Annotated in this window: 10 protein-coding genes and 4 pseudogenes; 4 read left to right on the forward strand and 10 right to left on the reverse strand. The window is 42.2% G+C overall.

Going from position 1 to position 14,238, the window contains the following annotated elements; genetic code table 11:
- The first annotated feature begins 166 nt into the window (after window positions 1–166).
- The 3 genes and pseudogenes from ISX45_RS10165 to ISX45_RS10175 all read left to right on the forward strand — a co-directional run bounded on the left by ISX45_RS10165 (window position 167) and on the right by ISX45_RS10175 (window position 3,688).
- Window positions 167–1,938: pseudogene (locus ISX45_RS10165) on the forward strand (ABC transporter ATP-binding protein).
- A gap of 5 nt (window positions 1,939–1,943) precedes the next feature.
- Window positions 1,944–2,621 carry a response regulator transcription factor gene (locus ISX45_RS10170; protein ID WP_181554373.1) on the forward strand — a complete coding sequence of 226 codons (678 nt, stop codon included), beginning with the start codon at window positions 1,944–1,946 and terminating at the stop codon, window positions 2,619–2,621.
- Complete coding sequence (locus ISX45_RS10175; RefSeq protein WP_194518901.1) at window positions 2,618–3,688, forward strand: sensor histidine kinase; 1,071 nt, start codon at window positions 2,618–2,620, stop codon at window positions 3,686–3,688. Before ISX45_RS10170 ends, ISX45_RS10175 begins: the two co-directional genes overlap by 4 nt.
- A gap of 188 nt (window positions 3,689–3,876) precedes the next feature.
- Here ISX45_RS10175 and ISX45_RS10180 read toward each other — a convergent pair whose 3' ends face one another.
- The 8 genes and pseudogenes from ISX45_RS10180 to ISX45_RS10210 form a co-directional block, all read right to left on the reverse strand.
- Window positions 3,877–5,112: an MFS transporter gene (locus ISX45_RS10180; protein WP_194518902.1), complete on the reverse strand. Its 1,236-nt coding sequence runs from the start codon at window positions 5,110–5,112 to the stop codon at window positions 3,877–3,879.
- Between the two features lie 261 nt (window positions 5,113–5,373).
- Window positions 5,374–5,610, reverse strand: coding sequence for a YunG family protein (locus ISX45_RS20405; RefSeq protein ID WP_458296328.1), 237 nt, complete (start codon window positions 5,608–5,610; stop codon window positions 5,374–5,376).
- A gap of 345 nt (window positions 5,611–5,955) precedes the next feature.
- A pseudogene (locus ISX45_RS10185) lies at window positions 5,956–7,089 on the reverse strand (vitamin B12-dependent ribonucleotide reductase); the annotation flags it as partial.
- A gap of 175 nt (window positions 7,090–7,264) precedes the next feature.
- Window positions 7,265–7,414 carry a helix-turn-helix domain-containing protein gene (locus ISX45_RS20285; protein ID WP_181554376.1) on the reverse strand — a complete coding sequence of 50 codons (150 nt, stop codon included), beginning with the start codon at window positions 7,412–7,414 and terminating at the stop codon, window positions 7,265–7,267.
- Window positions 7,411–7,536: a GIY-YIG nuclease family protein gene (locus ISX45_RS20290; protein ID WP_181554377.1), complete on the reverse strand. Its 126-nt coding sequence runs from the start codon at window positions 7,534–7,536 to the stop codon at window positions 7,411–7,413. The genes ISX45_RS20285 and ISX45_RS20290 overlap by 4 nt, the downstream gene beginning before the upstream one ends.
- A 138-nt stretch (window positions 7,537–7,674) precedes the next feature.
- Window positions 7,675–8,328, reverse strand: a pseudogene (locus ISX45_RS10200) (vitamin B12-dependent ribonucleotide reductase); the annotation flags it as partial.
- A 354-nt stretch (window positions 8,329–8,682) separates the two neighbouring features.
- Window positions 8,683–9,468 (reverse strand): annotated as a pseudogene (locus ISX45_RS10205) (ribonucleotide reductase N-terminal alpha domain-containing protein); the annotation flags it as partial.
- 307 nt (window positions 9,469–9,775) lie between these two features.
- The gene (locus ISX45_RS10210) at window positions 9,776–10,612 is read right to left on the reverse strand and encodes a lipoate--protein ligase family protein (RefSeq protein WP_181554379.1); all 837 of its coding nucleotides are present in this window, start codon (window positions 10,610–10,612) and stop codon (window positions 9,776–9,778) included.
- 286 nt (window positions 10,613–10,898) lie between these two features.
- On the opposite strand from ISX45_RS10210, the gene ISX45_RS10215 reads away from it, so the two are divergent.
- Complete coding sequence (locus ISX45_RS10215) at window positions 10,899–11,270, forward strand: rhodanese-like domain-containing protein (protein WP_194518903.1); 372 nt, start codon at window positions 10,899–10,901, stop codon at window positions 11,268–11,270.
- A gap of 162 nt (window positions 11,271–11,432) precedes the next feature.
- Here the strand turns inward: ISX45_RS10215 and gcvPB are convergent, their stop codons facing one another.
- Window positions 11,433–12,890, reverse strand: coding sequence for an aminomethyl-transferring glycine dehydrogenase subunit GcvPB (gcvPB, locus tag ISX45_RS10220; protein WP_194518904.1), 1,458 nt, complete (start codon window positions 12,888–12,890; stop codon window positions 11,433–11,435).
- Complete coding sequence (gene gcvPA, locus ISX45_RS10225) at window positions 12,883–14,229, reverse strand: aminomethyl-transferring glycine dehydrogenase subunit GcvPA (RefSeq protein ID WP_194518905.1); 1,347 nt, start codon at window positions 14,227–14,229, stop codon at window positions 12,883–12,885. Before gcvPA ends, gcvPB begins: the two co-directional genes overlap by 8 nt.
- Window positions 14,230–14,238: the final 9 nt, after the last annotated feature.

A 14,238-nucleotide genomic window follows, 5' to 3' on the forward strand; every position in this document is an offset into this window, starting at 1 on the left:
AATCTCCCTCTGCATCCCCTACAGACGCACTTTCCCTCACGAATCGTAGCTGGAATTCAATGTGTGATAGAGCATACTTTTATTCGTTCATATTCCATTCACAAAAATTATGTAAGATAATATGCAGAGAAGTTCATTGCATCAGAAAGGAAGTGATGATGAAGAGATGGAAAAACAACTACAGGACAAAGCCGATTTTCGGTCTTTTATTCAGTTGATCAAAACAACTCAACCGTCAAAGGCAGTAATGATCACAGCTATTTTCTTAAGTTTGACGTCCACAATTGTTAGCTTAATTATTCCGATGTTTACCAAAAAATTAGTGGACGGTTTTACATTAGCTACTTTAAACAAAATGACCATCGCACTATTAATTGGAGTTTTTATTGCCCGCATGATTTTCAGCGGCTTCTCGATTTACTTAATCAATTATACAGGGGAAAAATCGTTTCAGGATTAAGGGAGCAGCTTTGGAAAAAACTACTGGTATTGTCAATCCCTTATTACGATCGTCATCGTACTGGCGAAACAGTCAGCCGGGTAACAAACGATACAGCAGTTGTAAAAAGCTTAATTACAGAGCATGTAGCAAATTTCTTCAATGGAGTCATTTCGATTATCGGGGCGATTATTTTACTGTTATACTTAGATTGGAAAATGACACTTATTATGTTTATTTTAATTCCGTTAACAGTGGGAATTTTGCTGCCGTTAGGAAGACAGATGTTTAAAATCTCTAAAAAATTACAGGATGAAACAGCAGGATTTAGCGCTTTGGTAACACAAGTATTGTCAGAAATTCGGCTCGTAAAATCATCGAATGCAGAACCGATCGAATATGAAAAAGGAAAAAAAGGAATCACGAGCTTATTTCTCTACGGATTGAAAGAAGCGAAAGTTCAAGCGATGATTATGCCGCTGATGATGTTCGTCTTGATGGCTCTACTTGTGATCCTTCTTGGTTTTGGCGGATATCGTGTTTCAACAGGAACGATGACCGCGGGTGATTTGGTTGCTTATATTTTATATCTCTTTCAAATGGTCATGCCGCTTACCGCGTTTAGCACATTTTTTACGCAGCTGCAAAAAGCGATGGGAGCAACCCAGCGGATTGTGACCACACTTAGCGAGCCTGAAGAAGACTATCAGTCGGGAAAAGAAGTGAAAAACGTGAACCATCCTATTCATGTGAAGAATTTGAGCTTTGCTTATGAAAATGGGGAAACAGTCTTGAAAAACTTAAACTTTACAATCCATCCCGGAAAGCTTACTGCACTTGTAGGCCCAAGTGGCGCCGGAAAAACTACCTTCTTTTCCCTCTTGGAACGATATTATGAACCGACAGATGGCACGATTACATTAGGGGATGAGCCGCTCCATGCGTTTTCCTTATCCTCATGGCGCCGGCAAATCGGCTACGTGTCCCAGGAAAGCCCGCTTATTGCCGGCACCATCCGTGAGAACATCTGCTACGGATTAGAACGAGAAGTCAGCGAACAAGAATTAAAACAAGCTGCGGATATGGCGTACGCCTCTCCTTTTATTGAAGAATTACCATTAAAATACGATACAGAGGTGGGCGAAAGAGGGATAAAGCTTTCAGGCGGACAACGTCAGCGAATTGCGATTGCGCGGGCTTTATTAAGGAACCCGAGCATTTTGCTGCTCGATGAAGCTACTTCCAATCTGGACAGCCAGTCAGAAATGGCCGTTCAGAAAGCTTTGCAAAATTTAATGAAAGGGCGGACTACGTTAGTAATTGCCCATCGACTATCGACAGTTGTGAACGCCGATCAAATTCTCTTTATGGAAAAAGGAGAAATAACCGGAATCGGCACTCATGAAGAACTGTTCTCCACCCACGCTTTATATCGGAAATTCGCAAATCAGCAATTAATGGTCAGCGAAGAGAAATTCGAAAATGTAGCAAAAGGATGAGAAAAATGGCAAAAATATTGATTGTTGATGATGATGATCATATTCGTGAATTATTAGCGGTACTATTGAAGAAAGAGGGTTTTGAAATCTATGAAGCCGCTGATGGCGCACAAGCCCTCTCTTTGTTTGAAACTGTGAAAGTTGATATGGTTATTCTCGACATTATGATGCCTACTATGGATGGCTGGGAGTTGTGCCGAGAACTGAGACAGTTTGCCGATATCCCTATCCTGATGTTAACCGCAAAAGGTGAAACATCCCAAAAAGTGAAAGGGTTTGAACTTGGAGCTGATGACTATCTGGTCAAGCCGTTTGAGCCGATTGAACTGATTGTCAGAGTGAAAGCTTTACTGAAGCGTTACCGAATAGCAGCTTCACAGACCGTACAAGCAGGAAACTTGAATCTTGATCGTAAAACATACACGATTACCTTCCACGATTCCATTTTGACGATCCCGAAAAAAGAGTTTGAGCTTTTATTTAAGCTGGCAAGCTATCCGGGAAGAACATTATCAAGAGAACAATTAATCGAAGATATTTGGGGATACGATTATGAAGGGGACGAGCGGACAGTCGATGTCCATATTAAACGTTTGCGCGAACGTTTTTCTGACCCCGAGTACGGTTTTAAAATTAATACCGTGCGCGGGCTGGGCTACCGCTTAGAGGTGCAAAAAAAATGAAGAAGTTCACGATCCTACGTGCTATTATATTCAGATTTTCCGCCGCTCTCATTTCTTTAGTCCTTTGCTGGACGGCGGCGTTTTTCATCACCAACTTTTTGTATGCCCAGCTCGGCTATCAACCTTCTGATTATCTTCGGGAACTCGTAAACTTTATACTAGGTCTTTCCATCCTAGGAACAGCGATACGTCTCATTGCGAAGATTGCGCGATGGAGGGAAAAGCAGTTCGAATTTTTCCATTCCATTACAGAGACAATCGAACAAATTGCCAACGGGAATTTCAATGTGAGCTTATCCGTACCCGACTCCGTACCCGACGAGTCACCTAATTTCTTTCGTGAACTCATCGAAAGCATTAACCGAATGGCTAACGAATTGAATGAAATGGAACAAATGCGCCAGGAATTTGTATCAAATGTATCGCATGAAATTCAATCACCGCTTACTTCGATTATCGGTTTTACTCACGCCTTAAAGAATGAAGAGCTTGACCAAGAGCAGCGGCTTCATTATCTCAATATTATTGAAGCCGAAAGCAAGCGACTATCAAAATTAAGCGATAACCTTTTAAAGCTCACTTCTCTTGAATCAAATCATCATCCTTACGAACCAAAGAAGTATCGTCTTGATCAGCAACTGAAAAACATCGTATTAGCCTGCGAACCGCAATGGCTTGAAAAAGAGATGGAGATCGATATTTCGCTTGACAAAACGGAGATTACAGCAGACAAAGACTTGCTCGATCAAGTATGGATGAATCTGCTTCATAACAGCATCAAATTCACGCCCAAAGGCGGATCGATTTCCATCCGGCTTGAGAAAAACGATCAGATCGTAAAAGTGGTGATTTCCGACACAGGCATCGGGATGTCAGAAGAGGAAAAAATGCATATTTTTGAGCGTTTTTATAAAGCGGATCGATCGCGAAACCGCTCAGGTGGCGGAAGCGGCTTAGGCCTTTCAATTGTGAAAAAAATCGTCTCCATGCATCACGGGGAAATTGAAGTGGAATCCGCAAAAGGAAAAGGAACAACCATGATCGTTTCCTTGCCGCTCGGAGAATAATCAAGAAGGAGGATAATTTCCTCCTCCTCTCCCCTCTTCTTCCACATAGAGAGCGATGATTGCTCAGAAAGCCGCCAATACATGATAACCACTCTGAGCAGATACAAATTTCGATATAAAAAAACGAATGAAAATCATTGTTTTCATAGTTACAAAAACTTTTCCATCCATTTTTGAACGATATCTGCTTACAGGGATTGATTAATATTTTTCAAATAATCCTCTTTCGAAAATTTCAATAAATTCACTCCAGCTAACGCGATTAGTACAGCCAGTATAAACCATGGCCAATGATAATCATGCTGAAAATCAACGATAATACCAAATAAAAAAGGTGCAAATACAATCGCGATTTGATTCAAAGTCAATCCAATGCTGACCGTATAGGCAATTTGATTTTCTGAGGCATTTTCAGAAATATAAACAATGTATAAACTGTACCATCCCATGCCGAAGAATCCTAATAAGATGCTTACAATAATCATTAACCATTGTGGAGTATTCTCGTTCAATCCTAAGAGAAAAAAGATAGAAACCACTGTAAGGCAAATACACATAATCAAAGGACGAATTCGATTTCCTTTATACATGTTATCGCTAATCCAAGCAATAACAATTCTTCCGATCATTCCTGATAGTTGAACTAAAGATAAATACATCCCGGCATGAGTGAATGACATGCCAATCTGATTCATAAGAAACGCCATAAAATGAGCAACTAAAATGAACTGAAGAGAAACAAGCGATATTCCCGCTAAAAAGACAGGGGATAATTTTTTATCTTTGATGATTTCATGCCAGCGAACACGCTGTTCTTTGTCTTTCACATGATCTAAGCCTTGTATATCTCGATATAATAAAAGAAACAACAGACCGCTAATAATCGACAAACTAACTGGAAATAAAATAGCTACACTTACATGATACTTGGTAGCTAGCCAAGGAATAATAGCAGAGCCTAATGCCCCTCCAAAAGGAATTCCCACCTGCCTAATTCCCATCGCGATTCCTCGCTCTTGCGCTGTAAACCAGTGAGTAATAAGTTTACTTCCTCCCGGTTGTGACGCGCCGTACCAAACCCCTACAATGATTAAAAGTAAGAATAAAATGTCGAAATTCTTTGCTACTAAGGAACCTCCCATCGTCATTCCAAGCAACACCGCACAAATTCCTAATATCCAGCGCTCCCCGCTTCGATCAATCATTTTTCCAAGAAACATCATCGATAAAATTGGACCGATATTAACCGCTGAAACTAAAGCAGATGCTTGAGTTTCCGAAAAACCGTACACTTCCTTCCAATAGGTAGACAATGGCCCAATTCCTTGCGTGATAAGGGACGCCGCTGCTTGAATCCATGTGGCTAAAAACAACACAAACCAGCGGTAATGACTTCTGTTTTTTTCTAACTGTAACTCTTTCAATTGTTCCAACCTCCAAATACAAAAGAATTGTGCCAGCACAATCCTTTTATCATATTTATTCTATTTTTAACTAAATAGAGACGTTAACCCAGAATCCCCATATAGTCACGAAAGCTTTTTAGGATCTCCTTCACAATCTTGTGTTTACCGCATTCACGGTCATGAAACATGTTCTTTTATCGGGCTTGAAGTCCTTTACTACTCCGATACGTTTAACTCATTCACCTTAACTAGTTAGCTCCGTGATCATCCATTTTATTATTAGTAAAATGTTTGAATACGTGTATTGCCATATTGGATTGATTGTGAAAACTGAGATTCTATCAAATCATAGCACTCGCCATTTATTCGATTGTAAAAATGCCAATCTTCAGACATACGTATTTTCAATATTTCCACTAAGGCGACTACCCTACATTGCCCTTTCGCAGGGGGGCTGTGTCCATTTTGAACTTGACTTAATTGACTAAACTTTAAACAATATCTGCTCAATATCATTCAAAACCATCCCCTCTTTCGTAAAATGAAATCCAATCATTCTCTTTTATATAGTAGTACTAAGCGCTTACCAATTGATAAAACAACACAATCGCACTTGATTCTTTTGTTTTAAAGAAATCTGCATTCAGCAAAAAAGGTTTCGCCACATCAGAAAAAATTCCTTCTATAGATAGCCTTTAAGCCATTAAAAATTCTCGTAGAAAACTATCTAAATGAAGGAACTAATTTCTCAGAATATTTAATGTTATTCAACTAACAATAAAAAAGGAGCTGTCTCATAAGCCATGAGATAGCTCCTTTTCCGAGTAAATAATCCTTTGACTCTTTCGGAATTATGTTAAACTACAGTCCACACTTCAACTGCGCACCGCAGCTTGTGCATGTGTTGCAGCCGCCGATTTCTTCAACCGTACCCTCACGGCAAACCGGACAAATGTTGCCGACTTCAGAGCCGATCGTGACATCTGTTGCCCGCAAATCTTGAATCGTATCAACCAACACAACAGCACGTTTTGTTTCTTGTCCTTTTTCTTCTGGAATTAATTCAAGTTGTTCTTCAAACGTGTTTTCTTCCGCTTTCAACGTTAATACCTGCGCATCGCGGCTGCCGTCTACATAAACCGTACCGCCTTTTGCGCCGCCTCTCCATAGGCGCTCGTACACTTTTTGGACTTGTTCGACTGTATAGCCTCTTGGCGCGTTAACGGTTTTGGAAAGACTTGAATCAACCCAGCGTTGAATGATGCATTGCACATCGGCATGCGCTTCCGGCGATAAATCCATTGCTGTCACGAACCAATGCGGTAAGTTGTTCGGATCCGCTTCTGGATGTTTGTCCAAATATTCTTGAACAATATCCGCTTTTACTTCGATAAACTTGCCAAGACGGCCGCTGCGGTAGTAAGAGAATGAGAAATAAGGCTCTAATCCTGTTGAAACGCCGACCATCGTACCAGTGCTACCCGTCGGAGCCACAGTCAGCAAGTGTGAGTTGCGAATGCCATATTTTAAAATGTCTTGACGAATATCTTCCGGCATCTTTTTCATATAGCCAGTGTTAATAAATGCTTGTCGCAATTTTTGCGTTTCTTCTTCCGTTTCACCAACGAGGAACGGGAAGCTGCCTTTTTCCTTCGCCAGCTCAATCGACGCGCGGTACGCGGTTGTCGCAATCGTTTTAAACACTTCATCGACAAGTTGGTTGCCTTCTTCAGACCCATACTCTTTTTCGCAATAAATCAACAAGTCCGCCAATCCCATGACACCTAAACCGATGCGGCGTTCACCGAGCGCTTGCTTTTTGTTCTCCTCAAGGAAATAAGGGGTTGCGTCAATCACGTTATCTTGCATTCTCACGCCGATTTCCACGGTGCGTTTTAGCTTTTCGTAGTCGACGACTTTCTTTTCTTTGTCGACCATATTCGCTAAATTCACCGCTGCCAAGTTGCACACGGAATACGGCGCGAGTGGTTGTTCCAGTTCTGTTACCCTATCGGCTTTTTATCCGATAGTTCTAACGGTTCATTTCCCGTTAGTTCAGCATACGTTTTCATTAGACATGTCGTCTAATGCTGCGGCCTCGTGGGCACTTAAAAGCTTTTAGATAGTCAGCTTTTAAGTGGTCAGATTTTTTCTGACAGCATTATATTCTTCAACAATAACCCCTGTATCTTCTTATACCTCTTTCACTTCTATTCAGCATTGCAGCTATTTCTTTTGTTGACAGTCCATCCCGATACAGTTGTGCAATCTTCAATTTTTCCTCTTCAGTAATAACAGGCTTATGTTCGCTGCTTTTCATTGGTTGTATTTGATTCCTATTGAGTAGTGTTGTTTAAGTCTATCTTCTGTTTTTTGGATAGTCTGGCCAACATAACATTTTCCATTTATCACATTTCTAATTACATAAATTGAACCTGTCATAACTTTATGAAGAGGTTATTGTTGAAGGTTCAGCTCCTATGCGTTGCCCCTGACTGAGTTTTTAGGCTCAGCCTTCGGTTCAGGTTCCCATCTCAGGGTTCCTGCTTCATTCCGCAGTTTTTAACGTGAGGCAAATCATTCACCACACGGATTTGTCGCAACCACCTTTTGTCCGTACGCTCTTGCGTTCGTCATGTCGTTGGCGTTATCGATAAAGAAAATACCCGGTTCAGCTGAATATGTTGCGCAAATGTTAATGAGCTTCCAAAGCTCTCTTGCACGAATTTTACGGTAGACGCGCACACGATAGCCCATTTTTTCCCATTCACGAACATCGCCGACTTCATGCCATTTCTCGTTATAAATGCGCATTTCTTCTTCCGAGTACGTCTCTACATCCGGGAAGCGCAGTTCGTACTCTTTATCCTCTTCAACGGCTTGCATAAACTCTTTCGTTAAGCAAACGGAAATGTTGGCACCTGTTAAAAAGTCCGGGTTATGTACGCTGTATGTGCCGCCTGCACGCAATTTTTCTTCGGCTTCTTTAATAATTTGTTCGCTGAATCCGCCATAACCCGGTATGTTTTTATAGTTGACAATTCCTTGGTACATCGCACGTTCCTGCTCAGTCAGTGGCGTAAACTTTAATTTATCTTGTGCCGCTTTTTTAATTCCCTCATCTTCCATATTTTCAATTAAATAACGCAAAATGCGCGGATTTTGCATTTTGGAAACGATGAACTCAATAATGTCCGGATGCCAATCAGCAAGCATAATCATTTGTGCGCCACGCAATTTGTTACTCACTCCGTACAAGTGGGCTAGGTCATTTCTGCCTAGCTCTCTAGCTTTCACTAGAGATCGGACTATATCATCAAAGAGAATAAATCTCTTTGTCTCGTGCCCTAAACGAGCGTTACCGCACGTTTAGTCTACTCCTTCCTTAACTGATGTCTTAGGAAGTTTCGATAGTCTCTGAACCTTCATCTCCGTTTCCAGAGATGCTTGGCTGCTGATCGCCCATTGTTACATCCAACTTGTTTTTACACCGTCACGCTTGCCGTTGCCAGCTACGTTGTGGTCAAGTTGGCTTTAGGGTGTCCCAGCAATTCACGAGATTTTACTCCCGCCGTTTGGCGCTAATTAACGGGAGCCACCTTGCTCAACAAGATGGGTAAGCTTGGCAATGTCATCGAGCCATGAGACGGATCCGGACGATTTGCCGTTAACACCGCGCGCTAATGTGTTGCGTGGACGTAATGTCGAACCGTTTGTACCGACGCCACCACCGCGGCTCATAATTTCCATTACTTGTTTGCGATGTTCGGAAATTCCCTCGCGCGAGTCTTTGACAAACGGCATCACATAACAATTAAAATACGTCACTTCCGTACCTGATCCGGCACCGTAAAGCACGCGCCCCGCCGGAACAAAATTCAAATTGACAAGTTCTTGATAAAATTTTTCAAACCATTCTTTTCGTTTTTCTTCTGTTTTTTCGACAGCGGAAAGACCTGTCGCATTCCGTTTCGCGATTTGTTCATAAAAAATTTCAAGCGGCTTATCAATCGTATCGAGTGAGCGGACGACAATGCCTGTTTCTGCTTCTTCTCCTTCTAATACGTTCCGATATTCTTCTTCAACGAGCACTTGTGCTTTTTTACTTTCCCAATCAATATCGACAATAAAGCCGAGTCCGCGGGCTGGAAATTTCGGGTCCTCTTTTACGGTGAGCACAACAAAGTCGCCGACACTTAGCGTCAACTTTTCTGTGTCTTTAAAGGAATAACGGTCTAGCATCACTAAACGGGAAACGCCTTTATGGGTGATATGCATATCCTCAGTAATCGGATGTACTTGTGGAAAAAGGCGAATATCCTCATTCAGCTTTTCAATATTAATACTCATTTTTTCCGAAGACACCACCGTCATTTTCCAATCTCTCCTCTTCTTTCTAGTTCTACATCATATTTCTGCCTGCATATTCTGTCTAGTTTAAGTTACCATATCGTCCTAAAAGAAATCAACAAAAAAACAATATATAGTATGATTTTTTTAATAATACATACTATATATTGTGTTTTAGGTCAATTATTTATCATTTTGTCAAATCAAAAAAACAATAGAAAATGGCGAAAAAAGGAGGGAATCGCCAAAATTCCATCCTTTTTGCCGACAAATGAAACATTTTCAAGGTTGCCGAAAGAGGAGAAAAATGAATGCCGCTTCATACCGCACTTTATCGTCTAAAATTCCATTCGTCGCTTTCATATTTTTTTCTAGCGAGCTCGTTGACGTACTCTATTTCTTCTTCCGATAACACATATGGCTCCAAAATGATGTCAAGCCCCTGCTCGAAGCCTTTATAAAACGCTTCTTTGGCTTCTTCGATCGTTACTTTTCGATCCGTTAATTCATTGATTGCGACTGCTTTATGTTTAAAATTGCGCTGCAGACGCTCTTTCACACGTTCATTTGGATATTTAAACAGACTAAACAATAGCTCCTCATCTAGGTCAAGCAAAATCGAACCGTGCTGTAAAATGACACCCTTTTGTCTTGTTTGCGCACTTCCCGCCACTTTTCTTCCTTCGACAACAAGCTCGTACCAAGATGGAGCATCAAAGCAAACAGCGGAACGCGGATTTTTCAAGTCCGCTTTTTCTTGTTCTGTTTTCGGAACAGCAAAATAGGCGTCCAATCCTAGCAGGCGAAATCCTTCTAAAATACCTTGGGAGATAACGCGATAGGCTTCTGTCACCGTTTTCGGCATGTCAGGATGTTCCTCGGAAACGATGACGCTGTACGTTAATTCTTTGTCGTGAAGAACGCCACGTCCGCCTGTCGGTCTTCTGACAAAACCAAGTCCATGTTTTTTAACCGCATCCATATCAATCTCTTTTTCGACTTTTTGAAAATATCCAATCGACAATGTCGGCGGATTCCAACCGTAAAACCGAATCGTCGGCGGAATTTTTCCTTCGCTATGCCAATCAAGCAGTGCTTCATCAAGCGCCATATTAAACGCTGGAGAACAATAACCAGAGTCAATAAATCGCCATCTTTCTTTTTCCATCTTTCAACCCTTCTTTATCTTTGAATTCGCGCTTACTAGTTTAACAAACAAAACGAATCATGGAAAGAAAAACGCTATCGGGGGTGAATGACAAACAAAAATATAGAAAGAGGATTCTCTTCTTGCTAATAGTAATAAGCTATTACTCTTAAGAAAGAAGGCTCCTCTATGATGAAAGATACTACGTTTCCAAGGAATTTAAAAGAGCTATGGAAAATGCTTTGCTTCTCAAAGATAACGCTTATATAATAGAAGTTGTCGAATGAAGAAAAAGGGGGCTACACTCGTGACAGTACTACTCATTGTCCTCGGTGCGATTATTGTCTATTCCGTCGTGACATATCTCATGCAGCGAAAAATGGTGAAAGCGCTGACGGAAGAGGAGTTTCGTGCTGGTTATCGCAAAGCACAACTAATCGATGTTCGCGAGCCGGATGAATATGCAGCTGGCCATATTTTAGGAGCACGTAATATTCCACTTACGCAATTGCGTCTGCGTATGAAAGAATTACGAAAAGATCAACCGATTTATTTATACTGTCAAAGCGGACTGCGCAGTGGTCGTGCCGCCCAAATGCTTTACCGAAAAGGATATCGCGACCTTTACCATTTAAAAGGCGGCTTTAAACAATGGACAGGGAAAGTGAAGAAAAAATAGAGATTCACCGGGTTATGGTGGATCTCTGATTTTTTAGTTTGTCTTCACAGCACATAAGTTTTTATACTGTTCGGTTTATCGACTGTAAAGCTCGCCATATTCCTCGATAATATTTACAAAAAACGATTCACCCACAATGGGATGAATCGCTTTTTCTATTTTCTACCGTTTTTGATAGCGCAAGATTGGCTTGCGCGCTGCGGTAGTTTCGTCTAACCGTTTGACAACGGTAGTATGTGGTGCTTCTTGAACGATTTCTGGATTTTCTTCGGCTTCTTTAGCGATTTGAATCATCGCATCAATAAAAGCATCTAACGTTTCTTTTGATTCTGTCTCCGTCGGCTCAATCATCATGCACTCTTCGACAATGAGCGGGAAATAAATCGTTGGCGGATGGTAGCCGAAATCTAAGAGCCGCTTTGCAATATCAAGCGTACGCACACCCAATTTCTTTTGCCGTTTGCCGGACAAGACAAACTCGTGTTTGCAATGACGATCATATGGCAAGTCGTAATACTCGGCTAAACGGCGCATCATGTAGTTGGCATTTAATACGGCGTATTCCGTAACCGCTTTCAAGCCGTCCGGACCCATGGAGCGAATATACGTATACGCACGAACGTTAATGCCGAAGTTGCCGTAAAATGGTTTTACGCGACCGATTGCTTGCGGTCTGTCGTAGTCAAGATAGTAGCCATTTTCTCCTTTTGAGACGACCGGTTTTGGTAAAAATGGAATCAAATCCGCTTTGACGCCGACTGGACCAGAACCTGGACCGCCACCGCCGTGAGGACCGGTAAACGTTTTATGAAGGTTCAAATGCACGACGTCAAAGCCCATATCCCCCGGTCTTGCTTTGCTTAATACGGCGTTTAAGTTCGCACCATCATAGTACAGTTTTCCGCCGGCCTCATGAACGATTTGTGCCATTTCTAAAATGTTTTCTTCAAATAAGCCAAGTGTGTTCGGATTCGTTAACATAAGTGCGGCTGTATCTGGGCCGACGACGCGTTTTAAGTCTTCTAAATCGACTAAACCGCTTTCTGTTGATTTCACCGTAATCGTTTCAAAACCTGCCACCGTAGCCGAAGCTGGGTTTGTTCCGTGCGCAGAGTCTGGAACAATGACCTTTGTGCGCTTATAATCGCCGTTTGCTTCGTGATATGCACGAATCATCATTAAGCCAGTCCATTCTCCATGCGCCCCTGCCGCCGGTTGCAATGTTACGGCATCCATGCCGGTAATTTCTTTTAAATGCTCTTGCAGATCATACATTAACTCAAGCGCTCCTTGTACCGTTTCTTCCGGCTGAAGCGGATGAATATGCGCAAATCCAGGCAGGCGGGCGACGTTTTCGTTGATTTTCGGATTGTATTTCATCGTACAAGATCCGAGCGGATAAAAGCCGGAATCGACGCCGTGATTACGCATCGATAACGCGGTGTAATGGCGCATAATATCAAGTTCAGACACTTCCGGAAGTTCTGGTTCTTCCGTACGAATGTAATCGGCTGGAATCACTTTCTCGATGTTCAGTTCAGGAACATCAAGTGCTGGCAAACTATAACCGATACGACCAGGTTTGCTGAGTTCGAAAATAAGTGGTTGATCTTTACGCATGAATATCCCCCAATTCCTTCACAAGCGTGTCAATTTCTTCTTTTGTCCGCAATTCTGTTACCGCAATTAGCATATGGTTTTCCAGCTCCGGATAATCGTGTCCGACATCGTATCCGCCGATAATCCCTTTTTCAAGCAGGCGCTTGTTGACTTCCTTGACAGGCTGATCAAGGCGGACAACGAACTCATTAAAGAACGGTCCCGTAAACGGCACGTCGAAGCCATGTTCAACCAACTGCGCTTTCGCATAATGCGCTTTTTGAATGTTCATCGTTGCCATTTCTTTTACGCCTTTTTTGCCGAGTGCTGTCATTGCAACAGAAGCAGCTAAAGCATTTAACGCTTGGTTGGAGCAAATATTCGATGTGGCTTTATCGCGGCGAATATGTTGTTCACGCGCTTGCAGCGTTAAGACGAAACCGCGGCGTCCTTCTTCATCTGTCGTTTGGCCGACGAGGCGCCCCGGAATCTTTCGCATAAGCGCCGATTTTACGGCAAAGTATCCGCAATGCGGTCCGCCAAATTGCGTTGGAATTCCGAAGACCTGAGCATCACCAACAACGATGTCTGCTCCAAACTTGCCCGGCGGGGTTAATATGCCAAGGGCAAGCGGATTGCTTGCGACAACGAACATGCTTTTTCCTGCATGAGCAATCGGTTCAATGTCTTTTAGCGGTTCAATTTGTCCGAAAAAGTTCGGATACTGGACAATGACACAGGCAACTTGGTCATCCATTTCGGCTTGTAACGCTTCAAGATCAGTCACACCGTTTTGAATTGGAACCTCAATGACTTCAAGCCCCGGTCCTTTCGCGTACGTCTTCACAACGTCGCGATATTCTGGATGAACGGCTTTCGATAGAAGCACTTTTTTCTTTTTCGTATGCGCTGTACTTAACAATGCCGCTTCGGCAAGCGCGGTACCGCCATCGTACATCGAAGAGTTGGCGACATCCATTCCCGTCAATTCACAAATCATCGTTTGGAATTCAAAAATCGCTTGCAATTCCCCTTGTGAAATTTCCGGCTGATACGGTGTATAGGCTGTATAAAATTCCGAACGGGAAATAACATGGTCGACAATGATAGGAATGTAGTGATCGTATACTCCTGCGCCAAGAAACGAAGTATAACGTTTAATGTCGGCATTTTTTGCAGCAAGTGCTGTTAACTCCTTCATTAATTCCGGTTCTGATTTCGCTTTTTTAATATGATAGTCACGATTAAAGCGCACGCTTTCTGGAATATCGGAAAACAGTTCATCTATCGAGTCAACGCCAATTACTTTCAGCATCTCTTGTTTATCTTCTTCCGTCATCGGCAAATAACGATGAAGCATAGCACATTC

The sequence above is a fragment of the Thermaerobacillus caldiproteolyticus genome (assembly GCF_015326725.1).
In the GTDB taxonomy this organism is placed as follows: domain Bacteria; phylum Bacillota; class Bacilli; order Bacillales; family Anoxybacillaceae; genus Thermaerobacillus; species Thermaerobacillus caldiproteolyticus.

Coding starts and splice junctions, on each gene's coding strand:
- ISX45_RS10210 (WP_181554379.1), bottom strand. CDS start 10,612: ATGGAAAAAGAAAGATGGCGATTTATTGACTCTGGTTATTGTTCTCCA.
- ISX45_RS10170 (WP_181554373.1), top strand. CDS start 1,944: ATGGCAAAAATATTGATTGTTGATGATGATGATCATATTCGTGAATTA.
- ISX45_RS10175 (WP_194518901.1), top strand. CDS start 2,618: ATGAAGAAGTTCACGATCCTACGTGCTATTATATTCAGATTTTCCGCC.
- ISX45_RS20405 (WP_458296328.1), bottom strand. CDS start 5,610: ATGATATTGAGCAGATATTGTTTAAAGTTTAGTCAATTAAGTCAAGTT.
- ISX45_RS20285 (WP_181554376.1), bottom strand. CDS start 7,414: ATGAAAAGCAGCGAACATAAGCCTGTTATTACTGAAGAGGAAAAATTG.
- gcvPA (WP_194518905.1), bottom strand. CDS start 14,229: ATGCTTCATCGTTATTTGCCGATGACGGAAGAAGATAAACAAGAGATG.
- gcvPB (WP_194518904.1), bottom strand. CDS start 12,890: ATGCGTAAAGATCAACCACTTATTTTCGAACTCAGCAAACCTGGTCGT.
- ISX45_RS20290 (WP_181554377.1), bottom strand. CDS start 7,536: ATGACAGGTTCAATTTATGTAATTAGAAATGTGATAAATGGAAAATGT.